The following is a 13185-nucleotide window of genomic DNA, read 5'->3' as shown; positions in this document are numbered from 1 at the left end:
GTCCACGCCCCTCTCCAGCCGGTCGAGCCGGAGCAGATGTCCGAATCCGATCAAGGGGTTCCCGCGGACCGGCTCGACGCCGGCGAGTGCGGGCTGATCTGTCACATCGACGGGGATCATGAAGACATCGAGCGCCTCAAGACCATGGGCGTGTGCCTGGGGCGCCGGCTCCACATGGTGAAGTCGGGCGATCCGATGATCGTGAGCGTCATGGGAACGCGCCTCGGAATCGCCGCGAGGCTCTCGCGCCATGTCTTCCTGCGCCTCGACGACGGCCGTCCGTGCCACGAGCGGCACCTGGACGCGTGATCCCGGGCGACCCATGAGCCCCGTCTCCCTGCCCGTCCTTCCCGCCCGTGCCGCGGTTCCGGTCACGGTGGCGCTGGCGGGCAATCCCAACGCGGGCAAGACCACGCTCTTCAACCAGCTCACCGGCATGCGCGGCAAGACCGCCAACTTCGCCGGCACCACCACATCCGTGCGGCTGGGCAGCTTCGAGTTGGGCGGGAAGTCCATCCAGCTCCTCGACCTGCCCGGCCTCTACGCGATGTCCGAGCACAAGACCGAGGAGCGGACGGCCCGCGACGCCCTCCTCGGGAAGCTCTCCGGCCGACCCAGGCCCCAGGCGGCCATCGTCGTGGTCGACGCCACCAACCTCGCCCGCAATCTCTATCTCGCGGGACAGGTGCGGGAGCTGGGCGTACCCATGGTCATCGCCCTCAACATGATCGACCTGGCCGAGGCGGACGGGCTGGAGATCGACACCGATTCGCTGGCGGTCGAACTCGGCTCGCCCGTCGTTGCCGTCAACTCGCGTTCGGGGCAGGGCTTCGATCTGCTCAAGCGGGAACTCGCCTACGTGCTGGATTCGGGGCCGGATGCGATGCCGGCGCTCCCGGAAGGCATCGCGGCGTGCGGCACGTGCACGACCTGCCCGCACGAGGCGCGCTACGACTGGGCGGAAGAGGTGGGCGCGCGGGCGGTTCGCGCGGCAAAGGGCGCCCGCCTGATGTCCCTGCGCCTCACCGAGGCCATCGACCGCTGGCTTACCCATCCCATCCACGGCGTGGCCGGGTTCGTGCTCATCATGGCCGCCGTCTTCATCTCGATCTTCACGGTGGCGCAGTATCCGATGGCGTGGATCGAGGCCGGCTTCGGCTTCGCCGGGGATGTGTTCGGCGCCATTCTGCCCCCGGGAGACCTGAACAGCTTCGTCGTGAACGGGCTGATCGGCGGGATCGGCGGGGTGCTCGTGTTCCTGCCGCAGATCTGCTTCCTCTTCTTCCTGATCACGCTTCTGGAGGACAGCGGGTACCTGGCCCGGGCGGCGTTCGTGGCCGACCGGCCCATGAGCCGGGTCGGGCTGCCGGGCCGCGCGTTCGTGCCCATGCTGTCCGCGCACGCGTGCGCGATCCCGGCGATCATGTCCACGCGAGTGATCGAGAACTGGCGCGACCGGCTGGTGTCGATCCTTGTGATCCCGCTTCTCACCTGCACCGCGCGCCTGCCGGTCTATGTGATGATCACGGCGCTGCTCTTCGCAGATCGTCCCGTGGTCGGGGGCCTGGTGTTCACAGGCGCCTACCTGCTGGGCATGACCGCGGCCATCGGGATGGCCTTCGTGTTCAAGAGCACCATTCTCCCCGGCGCCTCCAGCCCGCTGGTGATCGAGCTGCCCCGCTACCGGCTGCCGTCGCTGCGCAACGCCCTCCTGACCGCATATGATCGCGGGCGAGCGTTCGTCACGCGCGCCGGCACCGTCATCCTCGGGATTTCGGTCGTGCTGTGGGTGCTCGCCACCTATCCGAAGCTGGACGAGTCGGAGTGGAGCACGGTCGTTCCGGCCGAAACGATCGCCCGGGTGGCGGATCTCCGCACCGCCGCTGCCATCGCGGGTGACGAGGCGGAGGCCGAGGCGCTGGAGGCGGAGGCGGGGGCGCTGCTTTCTTCCTACGAGCTCGAATACTCGGTTGCCGGGCGCGTGGGCAAGGCGGTGGAGCCCGTCTTTGCACCCCTGGGGTTCGACTGGAAGATCAACGTGGGGGTGATCTCGTCATTCGCCGCCCGCGAGGTGATCGTCGCGACCCTGGCCATCGTCTACGGGATCGGCGAGGATGCCGCAGAGGACGAGGAGACCCTGAGCGCGACCCTGCGCGCGCAGCGCCACGCCGACGGCAGCCCGGTGTTCACCACCGCGACCGCGCTGGCTCTGCTGGTCTTCTTCGTGCTGGCGATGCAATGCCTCCCCACCAACGTCGTGACCCGGCGCGAGACCGGCAGCTGGAAGTGGCCCGCCCTCCAGTTCGGCTACATGACCGTGCTGGCGTGGACGGCGGCCTTCGTGGTGTACCAGGTGGTGTCGGTGTTTGCGTAGGCCGCAAGTCGGCGGCCTGAGCGATCACTCACCCCGCAACCCACACCACCACCCCCCACACCACCAACCCCACCCCCGCAACCCGCCCGGCTACCGTCCCGCCCGGCGCAACGTTCTCGATGAACACCGCCGCCGCCAGCACGGCCATCCAGAGCAGGTTCATCACGCCCAGCACGAGCGCCAGCGCCATCAGCGCCCAGCAGCACCCCAGGCACCAGAGGCCGTGTCCCCACCCCATCCCCAGTGCCCCGCGCGGCCCGTCCCGCCAGCGGGTGAGGAAGTACGTCAGCGGGTTGCGGCAGTGGCGCAGGCACGCGGCCTTCACCGGTGAGAGCTGGTACAGGCCGGCACCGACCAGAACGGTGCCCGCGAGCGAACTTCCCCCCGCGAGTGCGATGCGCTCCCCCAGCCAGAACTGCACCGCCGCCGCGGCCAGGCTGAACAGCATCCACACCGACAGGTAGCCAGCGAGAAACAGCGCTCCCGACCGGATGTGGGTCCACAGCCCCGGTGCCGGCGCTAGCCGCCTCCCCGACCGGACCCGACTGCCCCTGTCGCTCAACGAAACCAACACTCGCACCCAAGGGATCGATACCGGGAGCATCATCACAGCCATCATCCCGAACCACATGAGCGCGGCGAGGGGGAACGCGGTATTCAGGGCCGGCATGGATCTACGGGTGTCGCCTCAGTTCATGGGCGGATGACCGGCCAGGACCGTGGCACAACACGGGCTTCCGGGGGCGCTCGGCGGCGAGGGCCGTATCGGACCCGCTCAAGCGGCGGCGGTGACTTGATGCAGGTATCACATTACGATATCATAGCCAATGAAGCGCAGGCACCGCAGAACCCTTGAGTCAATCTTCCGCCACCCGGTCAGCGGCAATATACCATGGCGGAGAGTCGAGGCGTTGCTGGTGGACCTGGGAGCGGAAGTCAGCGAGCGGGAAGGCTCTCGCATCGGCGTGAGGCTGTTCGGCGACCGCCGGGTGTTCCACCGGCCACACCCTTCGCCGAACACCGACGTCGGGGCGGTCGCCAGCATCCGGGACTGGCTGCGGAGGAATGGAGTGGAGCCGTGAAGAACACCATGGAGATCGACGGCTACAAGGCCGTCATTCAGTTCGATCCCGAAATCGACATGTTCCGGGGCGAGTTCATCGGCCTGAACGGCGGAGCGGATTTCTACGCCCCCGACGTCGTAGGCCTCAGGAAGGAGGGAGCCACTTCGCTCAAGGTGTTTCTCGAGATGTGCGAGGAGGACGGCGTCGAGCCCCGGAGATCGTACTCGGGGAAGTTCCATCTGCGCATGTCGCCGGATCTGCACGCGAGCGCGGCGGCGGCCGCCGCCGCCGAAGGGAAGAGCCTGAACCAGTGGATCGCCAGCGCGATTGGCGGGGTGCTGCTGCGCTAGCCGGATCTCTCCCAGCCCCCCTACCTCCACCCCTGATCCGCCGGCTCATCCGGATCCGACAGCAGGAACCGGATGACCTCCGCGTGATACGGCTCCGGGTACTCGAACGCCGGCACGTGCCCGATCCCCGGGAAGAGCACCAGTTCCGCGTTCGGCAACGTCTCGGCCACGTTGCGCGCGGCGGCCGAGAAGTCACGGCTCAGGCGGTCGTCGGCCCCGCCGATCACGAGCGCCTTCGTCTGGATGTACTGCCATTCGTGGACGACCGGGTCCTCGAACGTGATCTGCCGCTGAGCCGCCCGCACCCGGGCCATGCGGGGCCAGTGACCGCTCAGCGTGAGCCCGTACTGGACCTTCACCCAGGGCAGGTATTCGTTCTTCCACCCGTTCGGGTAGTAGCGCCGGTGCCCGGCCAGGGTCGACTCGTAGGTGGTGCCGTTTAGCGTCGACTCGTACACGTCCTGCGGGTCGCTCCACGCGCGCCCGTGGCGGCTGTCGGTAAGCCCGATCTGGTTGGACATGATCACGTGCGTGACCACGTCGGGGTAGGTGGAGGTGAAGCGCGTCGCCACCATGCCGCCCATCGAGTGCCCCAGGACCGCAACCTGCTCAATTCCGAGTTCATCCAGGAGCGCCTTCGTGTGGCGGGCCGGCATGTGCAGGTTGTAGTGGATGACCGGCTTGGACGAACGCCCGTAGCCGAGCCGGTCCACGGCGATCGCCCGGAATCCGGCTTCCGTGAGCGCGGCGATGGTGGGCCCGAAGGCCGCGGCGAAGAAGTTCATGCCGTGGAACAGGACGACGGTGCGCCCGTTGGGCTCTCCCGTCGGGGCCACGTCCATGTACGCCATGCGATAGTCCTCGCCCATCAGCCGGATATCCAGGTATTCCACCGGATACGGATAGGGCACGTTGGAATAGTCGATGGCCGTCGCTTCCCACTCCGGGGGCGGGCTCGCGGGGGGCTCCTCCTGGGCGGAGGCCACAACTGCGGGGCTGAATGCCAGCAGAAGCACTGCTCCGGCGAGTGCAATCCGGCGGGCTCTTTCTCCATTCGTCGGCATCAATCTCTCTCCTGTAGCGACTTCTTCCCCACCCGCCACTCGAAGCGCGAGTGCAGCCCGTGCGTCGCTTCGTTGCGCAGGCGGATGCCGCCGATGTCGCCATGGGTCTGGCCGCGAGCGATGGTCTGGGTGGGGGCGTGGATCTGGTTGAACATGTTCTGGAAGGTGACGGGCAGATCCCGGTCCCACCCGCGGATATCCTCGACGGACGCGTCGAGCAGCCGCCCCACCCGCACCCGCTTCACCTTGCCCTCATCGTCGATCTCGATGGGGACGAAGCGCGTGGGCAGCCACTCTGACACAAACCGCGCAAGTACCTGCCACGGGCCGCCGGCCTCGCCGCGCAGGATGGCTTCCACCGCCGCGCGCTGATCCGGCGAAGCCTCCTCGTCAATGAGCAGCACCTCGGTCCAGTCGCCCGCGATCATCAGTTGCGGGCATTCGAAGGCGACCACCGCGCGCACCCCGTCGAGGCGGGTGTCGCCGAATCGGCCTTCGTCGAAGCGGAGCGCCCAATAGCCGATGCAGCGCTCGTGGGTGCAGTTCTGGCTGAAGTGGACGTGGCCCGGACACACCACCTGGCAGTTGCAGCTCTCGAACAGGAGGCCGCGAGCCCACCAGGCGCGGGTGTCCGCCGCGTGTGAGCCGGCCGTTACGGGCGAGCCGGACATGGCGGGTGACTGGACGAACCAAGCGGGCCGGACGCGCCTGGTTCGGCGCTTCCGGCCCGCCCGCGAGACACCGCGTCTCGCCCGTCCGTCCTCAGCTCGTCGGGTAGAGCTGGGTGCCTTCGAAGGTGCCGAGGCCGGAGGAGTTGCGGTACGTCAGCGTGCCGATGCGGCCGGAGCTTCCCGCCATGCGGGCGCAGCCGATCTCCCCGTCGCGGTTGATCGCCACGAACTTCTCGCTGGGCACGAAGTCGAGGTCGACCGCTCGGTAACGGCCGACGATCATCTCGACCGCATCCTCGCAGGCCTCCTGCGGCGAACGTCCCTCGCGCATGCGCCCGACGATGAAGTACGACGCGCACGACTTGATCACGTCCTCGCCGCGGCCGGTGACCGCCGCCGCGCCCACGTCGTTGTCGACGTAGAGTCCCGCGCCGATGATGGGCGAGTCACCGATGCGGCCGGGGATCTTCCAGGAGAGGCCGCTGGTGGTGGTGATGCCCGCCACGTCTCCGTTGGCGTCCACGGCCAGCACGTTGGTGGTGCCGTAGTTGAAGTCGTCCTCGCCGGGGAGCCCGCCGGTCTGCCTGCCGGGCCTGTCGCGGATGTGGTCGGGCGGACCCCAGTCGTCCCGCCGCTCGCTGTGGGTCTCGCGCCAGCGCACCCACGCCATGCGCGCGTTCTCGGTCAGCAGATTCTCGGCCTTGAAGCCGAAGGAGAGGGCGAACTCGCGCGCGCCCGGCCCCACCAGCATGACATGGTCGGTGCGCTCCATCACCAGCCGCGCGACCGAAGACGGGGTCTTGATGTCCTCGATCGACGCCACCGCGCCGGCGCTGTAGGTCTTTCCGTCCATGCAGGAGGCGTCGAGCTGCACCACGCCGTCCTCGTTGGGAAGCCCGCCGTAGCCGACCCCGGCATCATCGGGATCCACCTCGATCACGTTGGCGCCGCGCTCGACCGCGTCCAGCGCGCTTCCGCCCTGGGATAGGATGTCCCACGCCTGCGCCATGGCGTTGCGTCCGGTCTCGTTGGTGTGGCTGGTGATGATGAGGGGGGCGCCCGCCTGCTGCCGCCTCAACAGCCCTCGGGGCCAGCGGCCGAGGGCCAGCGCTCCCGCGCCGACGCCGAAGCCCTGCTTGAAGAATCGCCGGCGGGATGAACCGGAAGCTGCTCTGGCCATGACTTGCTCCTTTCCGTCGATGGAGGGTGGGAATGCTCTATGCGGATTCGCTTCCCTGAGATTCCGTAGGATGATTGCAGGATCGTAGATGCCGCGCGGAAGGCGGGCAAGGCGGGGAAGCGGCGCCCGGCGTGGAAGGCGAGCCCCGCGTCGCCGGCCCCGGCGGCATCCGGCGCTCGACGAGATCATTCCGCGAGCGATGGCCGGTCCGGGGGACGCAGGCGCTCGAGGGTCGCGGCCAGGGCCAGCACCGCCTCCTCGCCTGCGGGAGGACCCACCACCTGGAGGCCCACCGGGAGCCCGCGGGAGTCCAGCCCGACTGGCACCGAGGCGACGGGCAGACCGGTGAGCGAGAGCACGAACGTGGGGGCGAACCAGTCCACGTAGGTCTCGAGCCGGCGCCCCGCGATCTCCGTGGGATGGCTCTGGTTGACGGGGAAGGGAGGGACGGCCGTGGTCGGCGTGAGCAGGTAGTCGAAGTTGCGCCGCAGCCGGGCGAAGCGATGCCAGAGGTCGCTGCGCACCCGGTCGGCGCGGCCGAGCTGCCCGGCCGTGGTGGCGAGGCCCGCGCGGATGTTGCCGGCCAGGTTGGGACCCAGCTCGTCGATGCGGTGCAAGCGGTCCTGGTGGTGGGCGACCATCCAGCGGCCCCGCAGGTGGAGGAAGGCCCGGCGGGCGTGCGAGAGGTCCAGGTCGATCTCCTCCACCACGGCGCCCGCCCGACCCAGTGCGAACGCCGCCTCACGGCACACCGCCTCCACCCCCGCATCCACCCCCATCCCCGCGAGGTCCGCGCAGTATGCGACGCGGGCGCCTTGTGCCATCCCCGCCCGGGCGGCGGCCGGGAAGTCCCGCCCCGCGACCGGCTGCCGAAGCGGCGACCCCGCCGACGGCCCCGCGATCGCCGCGAGCCCGAGCGCCAGGTCCTCCGCCGAGCGCGCCATCAGCCCGGTGACCATGATGGTGTCCCACACCCAGTCGGTGGGCTCGGTGGGGACCAGGCCGGGGGAGGGGCGGAGCCCGGTCACCCCGCAGAAGGCCGCCGGGATGCGGAGCGATCCGCCCAGGTCGGTCCCCTCCGCCAGCGCGAACATGCCGGTCGCGAGCCCCGCTGCCCCCCCGCCGGTCGACCCTCCCGCCGAGAGCGCCGGGTCCCACGGGTTGCGGGTTGCGCCGAACACGTCGTTGAAGGTGTTGGCTCCCGCGGCGAACTCCGGCGTGTTGGTCTTGCCCACTACCACCGCCCCGGCGGCCCGCAGGTGGCGCACCACCAGCGCATCCTCCGCGGGCACGTGGTCCGCGTACAGCGGCGAGCCGAACGTGGTGCGCAGCCCCGCCACCGCCGTCATGTCCTTGATCCCGACCGGCACCCCCGCGAGCGGCCCGGCGTTCTCTCCCCGCGCCAGCCGCCGGTCGATCGCGCGCGCGTCGTCGAGGGCGCGCGGGGAGAGGGTCACCACGGCGTTGACCACCCGGTTGTGCCGACCGATGCGGTCGAGCGCGGCCGACACCACCTCCTCCGCCGACACCTCCCGCGCCGCCACCAGCCGGGCGAGCTCGACGGCCGGGAGAAAGGCCAGGTCGCGCCCCCCTCTTCCCGGTTCCGGGACTCCCCGGTCGCGGCCGGCGCTCACGGGGTCGCCTTCATGGCCGGCATCCCTCGCCGCAGGGCCCCCACGGTTCTCGCCTGCATCCCCACCCCTCGCTCGTATACTGTTACGCTCCATATCGAATCTGTATTGTTGCGACTGCGCCCCCCGACCGGAACCCGAAACCGGGAGCATCCATGAACGCGCGCCCGACCTTCCTCGGCACCGCAACATTGGCCATCATCCTCTCCTCCTGCGCGCCCGGCGCCGGGACCGCTGACGCCGCCCAGTCGCCCCAGGCCGACGACGAGCCCGGCTGGCGATGGAGCGACGAGCGCGTCTTCGCGACCGTCAACGCAGTGCGGGCCGGACGCGACCTGACGCCCGCCAGCTGGCCGGGCGGAGCGCGCGCGGCGGTGCTGCTCTCCTTCGACGTGGACAACGAAACCATCCCCATCCGCAACGGGCAACCCACCATCGGCGCCCTCTCGCAGGGCCAGTACGGCGCCCGCCGCGCGCTTCCGCGGATACTCGAAGTCCTCGACGAGCACGATATCCCGGCATCCTTCTTCATCCCTGCGATGAGCCTCCAGTTCAACCCGGAGATGCTGGACGCGATTCAGGCCGCGGGCCACCACGAAATCGGCATTCACGGCTGGATCCATGAGACCAACTCGCTGCTCGAGGCCGACGAGGAACGGGCTCTGCTGGAACGCGCCGTGGCGTATCTCACGGAGGTCACCGGCGAGCGGCCGGTCGGCTACCGGGCTCCGTCGTGGAACTTCAGCCCCAACACCCTCGACATCATCCTCGACATGGACTTTCTCTACGACAGCTCGCTGATGGCCGACGACCGGCCCTACGAGATCCTCGCCAACGGCGAGCCCACCGGCCTGATCGAGCTGCCCGTGGAGTGGATCCTGGACGACGCCCCCCTCCTCAACCCGCGCGGCAACAGCTACAGCGCTCCCCGCGACGTCCTCCAGGTCTTTATCGATGAGTTCGACCGAGCCTGGGACGAGGGCACCATGTTCGTGCTCACCATGCACCCGCACTACATCGGCCACCGCTCCCGCATCCTGATCCTGGAAGGCCTCATCGAGCACATCAACGCCCGAGGCGACGTGTGGTACGCGACGCATCGCGCGGTGGCGGAGTATGTGCAGGGAGGGTGAGCGAGATCCCTGAGGCCGAGAGCTTCCCGGGCGAGCTCGGAACCCGGAGCCATGACGTGACGAGAGCCGGTGTCGTTGGGCTTCTCCTGCTCGTCCTGGGATCCGCGGCCTGCCGCCCGGGCACGACCGGACCCACCCTCGCCGACCGGAACCGGGCACCGGTCGCGGCGGCCTCCATTCCCGCCCTGACCCTGATCGAGGGACAGGTGGTGCTGGTGGAGGCGTCCCCGTACTTCGCCGATCCGGATGGCGACAGCCTGAGCTACGAGGCGAGGACGGACGCGGCGGCTGCGCGGGTAGCGGTCTCCGGCACCCTGGTCACGGTCACCGCGGTGTCTTCGGGGAGGGCGATCCTGACTCTGACGGCCCGCGATCCGGGCGGGCTCGCGGCCAGCCAGAGCACCGGTGTCACGGTGCGGCCGAACCGGGCGCCCGTGGCGACGGGCTCGATTCCGGCGGTGAGCCTGGCCTCCGGCGAGACGGTCCCCGTGGAGGTGTCCTCGTATTTCGACGACCCGGACGGGGGCGCGCTGAGCTACCAGGCCTCGTCTGCGAACCCGCGCGTGGCTCTGGCCTCGGTGTCCGGCCTGACGATGTCGATCGCCGGCGTGGCGGCAGGAACGACAACGCTGATGTTGATGGCCAGGGATCCCGGCGGCCTCACGGCGGCGCATGAAGTCGCGGTGACGGTGGTGCCGGGTCCGACCCTCGGCTTCCGGGAGGATTTCGACTCGGGCCTGGAGGCGTGGGGCGTTGAACAGGCGGACACGGTGCTGTCCGAGGGCGTCCTGGCGCTCACCAATCTCGAACGCGGCATCGCGGGCCGCGCGAACCGCAACCTCGAGGCCCCGATCAACTTCTGGGAGGTGCGCGCCCGCCTGGGACGCACGCAGACCGACAGCGTGGTCGTCTCGGTGATCTTCGCGACCGGACACGAGCGGTACGCGTGGTACGCGCTCGACGTCGGGTCCGGCGTCTCCGTCGGCGGGAGCGACACCAATTACAGATTCTACGCCCTCGACCGGACACGATGGCCCCCGGAGAACCGCTGGGTCGTCATCGAGGGCACCTACGGGGTGTCGGATGCCATCCGGGACGGTGCCGGCGAGTTCACGGAGATCGCCGCATCGCTGGATGACGGCGAGCTGCGTGCGTGGGCCGGCGAAACGGAGCTGTTCGCGGTCACGCTGGGCGACGACCATCCGACTCGCCTGATCGCGATCGGCCTGTGGGTCTTCCCCCTGGACGGGGCCGAGGCGAGAACTGCCCTCTTCGACTGGGTGGAGGTGAGCGGGACGCACACGGCCGGGGCCGCAATCGCAAGCGCCGTCACGGACGCACCGGCGGCCGCGACCGAGAGGACAGCGACACCCAGCGCCGCAATGGCAGCACGGGCGCGGATGTTGCGGCGGTCCGGAGCCAGGCCGGCTGCGTACTGACGCCAAGCGGCAGTCACTTCGCTTTTTCGGGGCCCTGCCTCATGTTTCAGGCGGACCGACCTTGCGGCCGCGGGTCGGAAGCTCCAGCCACTTCACGCAAACAGGTATGTCTGTAATGACAGGTTCAGGTATGCTATTTGATTCCGGTGTCCATCCGTCGGGCGTGCTCCGGAGACGCCTCGTTCGTCCGCTAGCGCTGCTGGCCGTGACCTGGGCCGCCGCCTGCGGCGGAGATGGAGGCACCACCGAGCCCGAACCGACGCCGCAGCCCAACCGGCCGCCGGTGGCGTCGGGGTCGATTCCAGCCCAGAACATGACGGCGGGTGAGTCGGTTACGGTGAGCGTGGGCGGCGTCTTCAGCGACCCCGACGGAGACGCCCTGACCTTGACTGCGATCTCGTCGAACGCGGGCGTGGCGAGCGTCGCCCTGTCGGGCACCAACCTCAACATCACGGCCGTGTCCGCCGGCAGCGCCACGGTCACCGTTACCGCTCGCGACCCCGCGGGGCTTTCCAGCGCGGCCAGCGGCAACGTGACCGTCATGGAGCCCAACCGGGCGCCGGTGCCGGCCGTGCCGGTCGCGCCCGCGCAGTCGGCCATCGTGGGCGACACCCTGAACATCGACATGTCGCCGTTCTTCAGCGACCCCGACGGGGACGCGCTGACCTACTCCGCGACCAGCGCCAACGCCTCGGTGGCAACCGTGACGGTGACGGGCAGCGTGGTGTCCGCCGCCGCGGTGGGCGCCGGTTCCACCACGCTCACGGTGACCGCGACCGACCCGGACGGCCTGTCCGGCTCCCTGAGCGTACCCGTGACCGTCGAGCCCAACCGGCCGCCGGAGACGACGCAGGACTCGCTTCGCTCGCTGAGCATCCAGGAGCGCAATACCGAGGCCGTGAACGTCGCCCAGTACTTCACCGACCCGAACGGACAGGCACTTACCTACACGGCCGAGTCGGACGATCCGGCGGTGGCGACCGTCTCCGTGTCGGGCTCGACGATGACGGTGACCGCGGTGGCCATCGGGACCGCGACGGTGACGGTCACCGCGACGGACCCGTACGGTCTGACGGCCTCGCTGAGCGGTACCGTCACGGTGATCGAGCGAGTGAACCAGGCTCCCGAGGCGCAAGGAACGATTAACGATATCTCGCGGTCGGCAGGGTGGTCGGGAACGCTGGATCTGGAGGGAGACGATGCGCTCTTCGTCGATCCCGATGGCGACGAGCTGACCTACTCGGCGGAGTCGTCGGATCCCGGCGTGGCCGCCCTGGAGGTGACGGGCAGTCTGCTGCGCGTCAGCACCCTTGCCGAGGGGACGGCGACGGGGACCGTAACGGCGACCGATCCGGGAGGCCTGTCGGCGTCTGTGTCCTTCGGGATTACCGTCCTCCCCGCCGCGGGCCTCATCTTCCGCGACGACTTCGACGACGAGAGCAGTCTGGACGACTGGGGGTTCGCAAATGCCGAGGGTGAGATCTCCGAGGGCATCCTGCGAGTGACGAATGTCTCGGACACTCTGTGGGGAATCGTCGGTCGCGAGTTCGAGTCGCCGCTCACCTCCTGGCATATCGCGGCCCGTGTGGGGCGTCAGGCGGACTCGGTGCGAACTGCATTGCTCGTCGAGCCAGCCAATCCCGGCGAGTTGGGCACGGAGGCGATAAGGCTCGAAATCGGTGAGCGAGTGCTCAACTTCGGGGAAGGCAACACGGAAACCGTGAACTATGCCTTGGTCGTCTTCTTTGAGCCGGAAGGCCGGGAAGAAGGCTGGTACTACATTTCCGGTCGCGACGGAGTCGCCTTCCGTGGTGTGTCGAGTGCCATCAACGACGGCCCCGGGGAGCTCACAGACGTCGCGATCAGCGTACAGGACGGTATCTTCGCGGCTGTTGCGGGAACGGACACACTGTTCCTGGTTCCGACGAGCGCACTGAGCTTCGGCGAGGCATTGTCGGAAATCACGCAAGTCCACCTGTGGACCTATGATCCGGCCATCACCGCCCCAAGCCTTCTCGACTGGATGGAGGTCAACGGTGTCGCGGTCGAGGGCGACTCCGCCACGGCCGGTGCGGCAAGATACCGGGCGGTAGTCCCGCTGGACGCCATGAACGATGCCGGCGCGGTCCGTGAGGTGTCACCGCAGATCGTGGGCGAGTCACCGCCCGGGGTCGTAGGGGAACCACCGCGACGCTCTCTGACCCCGGGTCGCCGTTGAGGGTCAACGGCCCCTCCGCAGCGCGTTTCAAAACCGAAAATGCAACAATATGTTGCCTTTT

General features: G+C 69.1%; 12 protein-coding genes. 7 read left to right on the top strand and 5 right to left on the bottom strand.

Annotated features, from left to right (window positions below):
* Nucleotides 1-36: 36 nt before the first annotated feature.
* Nucleotides 37-309 carry a FeoA family protein gene (locus OXU32_11000; GenBank protein MDE0074475.1) on the top strand — a complete coding sequence of 91 codons (273 nt, stop codon included), beginning with the start codon at nucleotides 37-39 and terminating at the stop codon, nucleotides 307-309.
* 13 nt (nucleotides 310-322) lie between these two features.
* Entirely contained in the window at nucleotides 323-2374 is a 2052-nt protein-coding gene (locus tag OXU32_10995) for a ferrous iron transporter B (protein MDE0074474.1), read from the top strand.
* Between the two features lie 28 nt (nucleotides 2375-2402).
* Here OXU32_10995 and OXU32_10990 read toward each other — a convergent pair whose 3' ends face one another.
* Entirely contained in the window at nucleotides 2403-3044 is a 642-nt protein-coding gene (locus OXU32_10990; protein MDE0074473.1) for a DUF2182 domain-containing protein, read from the bottom strand.
* Between the two features lie 157 nt (nucleotides 3045-3201).
* Between OXU32_10990 and OXU32_10985 the strand changes: the two genes are divergently transcribed.
* Together OXU32_10985 and OXU32_10980 are read left to right on the top strand one after the other, a co-directional pair.
* Nucleotides 3202-3456, top strand: coding sequence for a type II toxin-antitoxin system HicA family toxin (locus OXU32_10985; protein ID MDE0074472.1), 255 nt, complete (start codon nucleotides 3202-3204; stop codon nucleotides 3454-3456).
* On the top strand, nucleotides 3453-3788 hold the full coding sequence (locus tag OXU32_10980) for a type II toxin-antitoxin system HicB family antitoxin (protein MDE0074471.1): 336 nt from the start codon (nucleotides 3453-3455) through the stop codon (nucleotides 3786-3788). Before OXU32_10985 ends, OXU32_10980 begins: the two co-directional genes overlap by 4 nt.
* Before the next feature lie 20 nt (nucleotides 3789-3808).
* On the opposite strand, the gene OXU32_10975 is transcribed toward OXU32_10980, so the two are convergent.
* From OXU32_10975 to OXU32_10960, 4 genes are all read right to left on the bottom strand, one after another.
* Nucleotides 3809-4852 (bottom strand): alpha/beta hydrolase, encoded by a 1044-nt coding sequence (locus OXU32_10975; GenBank protein ID MDE0074470.1) that lies wholly within the window; start codon nucleotides 4850-4852, stop codon nucleotides 3809-3811.
* The gene (locus OXU32_10970; protein MDE0074469.1) at nucleotides 4852-5523 is read right to left on the bottom strand and encodes a DUF1326 domain-containing protein; all 672 of its coding nucleotides are present in this window, start codon (nucleotides 5521-5523) and stop codon (nucleotides 4852-4854) included. The genes OXU32_10975 and OXU32_10970 overlap by 1 nt, the downstream gene beginning before the upstream one ends.
* 91 nt (nucleotides 5524-5614) lie before the next feature.
* Nucleotides 5615-6703, bottom strand: coding sequence for a N(4)-(beta-N-acetylglucosaminyl)-L-asparaginase (locus tag OXU32_10965; protein MDE0074468.1), 1089 nt, complete (start codon nucleotides 6701-6703; stop codon nucleotides 5615-5617).
* Between the two features lie 185 nt (nucleotides 6704-6888).
* Nucleotides 6889-8337, bottom strand: a complete 1449-nt coding sequence (locus OXU32_10960) for an amidase family protein (GenBank protein MDE0074467.1) — start codon at nucleotides 8335-8337, stop codon at nucleotides 6889-6891.
* Between the two features lie 152 nt (nucleotides 8338-8489).
* On the opposite strand from OXU32_10960, the gene OXU32_10955 reads away from it, so the two are divergent.
* From OXU32_10955 to OXU32_10945, 3 genes are all read left to right on the top strand, one after another.
* Nucleotides 8490-9467 carry a polysaccharide deacetylase gene (locus OXU32_10955; GenBank protein MDE0074466.1) on the top strand — a complete coding sequence of 326 codons (978 nt, stop codon included), beginning with the start codon at nucleotides 8490-8492 and terminating at the stop codon, nucleotides 9465-9467.
* 56 nt (nucleotides 9468-9523) lie between these two features.
* Nucleotides 9524-10906: a hypothetical protein gene (locus OXU32_10950; GenBank protein MDE0074465.1), complete on the top strand. Its 1383-nt coding sequence runs from the start codon at nucleotides 9524-9526 to the stop codon at nucleotides 10904-10906.
* Between the two features lie 163 nt (nucleotides 10907-11069).
* Nucleotides 11070-13124, top strand: a complete 2055-nt coding sequence (locus tag OXU32_10945; GenBank protein MDE0074464.1) for an Ig-like domain-containing protein — start codon at nucleotides 11070-11072, stop codon at nucleotides 13122-13124.
* The last annotated feature ends 61 nt before the right edge of the window (nucleotides 13125-13185 follow it).

Source organism: Gammaproteobacteria bacterium, assembly GCA_028819075.1.
Taxonomy (GTDB): Bacteria; Gemmatimonadota; Gemmatimonadetes; order Longimicrobiales; family Gaopeijiaceae; genus BD2-11.
This window is presented reverse-complemented; position numbering and strand designations above follow the sequence as displayed.

What these genes read in the sequence shown, in the direction of transcription:
- OXU32_10975 (MDE0074470.1), bottom strand. Translation starts at nt 4,852, where the DNA reads ATGCCGACGAATGGAGAAAGAGCCCGCCGGATTGCACTCGCCGGAGCA.
- OXU32_11000 (MDE0074475.1), top strand. Translation starts at nt 37, where the DNA reads ATGTCCGAATCCGATCAAGGGGTTCCCGCGGACCGGCTCGACGCCGGC.
- OXU32_10970 (MDE0074469.1), bottom strand. Translation starts at nt 5,523, where the DNA reads ATGTCCGGCTCGCCCGTAACGGCCGGCTCACACGCGGCGGACACCCGC.
- OXU32_10995 (MDE0074474.1), top strand. Translation starts at nt 323, where the DNA reads ATGAGCCCCGTCTCCCTGCCCGTCCTTCCCGCCCGTGCCGCGGTTCCG.
- OXU32_10955 (MDE0074466.1), top strand. Translation starts at nt 8,490, where the DNA reads ATGAACGCGCGCCCGACCTTCCTCGGCACCGCAACATTGGCCATCATC.
- OXU32_10985 (MDE0074472.1), top strand. Translation starts at nt 3,202, where the DNA reads ATGAAGCGCAGGCACCGCAGAACCCTTGAGTCAATCTTCCGCCACCCG.
- OXU32_10965 (MDE0074468.1), bottom strand. Translation starts at nt 6,703, where the DNA reads ATGGCCAGAGCAGCTTCCGGTTCATCCCGCCGGCGATTCTTCAAGCAG.
- OXU32_10990 (MDE0074473.1), bottom strand. Translation starts at nt 3,044, where the DNA reads ATGCCGGCCCTGAATACCGCGTTCCCCCTCGCCGCGCTCATGTGGTTC.